Annotated in this window: 1 pseudogene; it reads left to right on the top strand. The window is 67.6% G+C overall.

Annotation, left to right across the window (positions count from 1 at the left end):
* Positions 1 to 1,420 (top strand): annotated as a pseudogene (locus tag JYJ84_RS36670) (hypothetical protein); the annotation flags it as partial.

The following is a 1,420-nucleotide window of genomic DNA, read 5'->3' as shown; positions in this document are numbered from 1 at the left end:
CGGCATCGGGGCGGCCACCGACATCTACGACTCGGAGACGGACGACACCCTGACCCGGCGCGAGAAAGACCAGCGCGCCGGGAAGGCGGTGGGCGGCCTGGCCGGGACGATGGGCGGCATGTTCGCCGGCGCGAAGCTCGGCGCGCTGGTGGGGGCCTTCGCCGGCCCGGTGGGCGCGGCCATTGGTGGCGCCATCGGCGGCGCGGCGGGCCTGTTCTTCGGCGACCAGGCCGGCCAGATCATCGGGACGACCGTGGGCGGCTGGGTGTCCGACCTGCGCGACGCCGACATCCCCGGCAAGATCGCTGCGGCGTGGACGGCGACCACCGAAGCCGTCATGTCCGCATGGAATGCGACGGTCGAAGGGGTGAAAAAGGGCTGGGATTCCGTTGTGTCTGGCTTCACGGCTGTGGGTGATGGTATCGGCAAAGCCTGGGGCAAATTCGTAGATTCGGCCAAGGCCGGGTGGGATGCCATCACGAGCCTGTTCACGTCGGCCTATGAGGGTCTGAAGTCCCTTCCTGTCATCGGCCCGGCTATTGAGTCGGTCGAGGGCGCGGCCAAGAAGGCGGCGGAGGTCGTCAGCTCGGCCGCCACCGGCGCCAAGGAGCTTGCATCCAAGGTGGCGGATGCGGCGGTGGAACTGGGCAGCCAGGCGATTGATGGTGTCAAGGCTGGCGCAAGCTACCTCGCCGAGAACACTACCGTCGGGCGCGGCGCCACCAAGGCGTGGGAAGGCGCGAAGTCCATCAGCGGGCAGATCGCCGAGCGGTGGAACGACGCCAAGCAATACCTGTTGGGCGCGTCGGACAAGGCGGGCGTGGATGCTGGAACGGTGGCGAAGATCGCCAACTTCGAGAGCGGCTTCAACGCCGATGCCGCGCCGATCAGGAGGGACGGCACCCGCCTGTCGTCTGCCCACGGTTACGGCCAGTTCATCGACGGAACCTGGACGGACATGCTCAACAAGTACGGCGGCAAGTACGGCATCGAGGGCGCCGGCAAGCTGACGAAGGAGCAGGCCGCCAAGTTCCGGGGCGACAAGACCATCCAGGCCGCGATGCTGGCCGAGTTCACCCGCGAGAACATCGAGAAGGGCCGCAAGTACGGCGGCACCGACGACGACGCCAATGTCTATGCCTTCCACAATCTGGGGGACAAGGATGCCAAGAACCTGCTGACCGGGATGCGGCAGAACCCGTCCATGACCGTGCGCGAGGCGCTGTCACAGGGAGCAAAGACGGACAAGGAGCGCGCCCGCGTCGAGGCCGTCATCACCAACAACAGGAGCCTGTACGGCGATGGCAGCGTCACGGCCGCCGAAGCCTATTCGCGCATGGGGCAGGTCATGCGGCGCGGCGAGGTGTTTGCGGCCGATGCGCAGCAGGCCCAGCAAGCGCCTGGCGGCAAGCGTCCGCCC

Source organism: Burkholderia sp. LMG 13014 (assembly GCF_905232215.1).
Lineage (GTDB): Bacteria > Pseudomonadota > Gammaproteobacteria > Burkholderiales > Burkholderiaceae > Burkholderia.
Note: the sequence above shows the minus strand (reverse complement) of the source record. Positions and strands in the feature narration are given on the sequence as shown.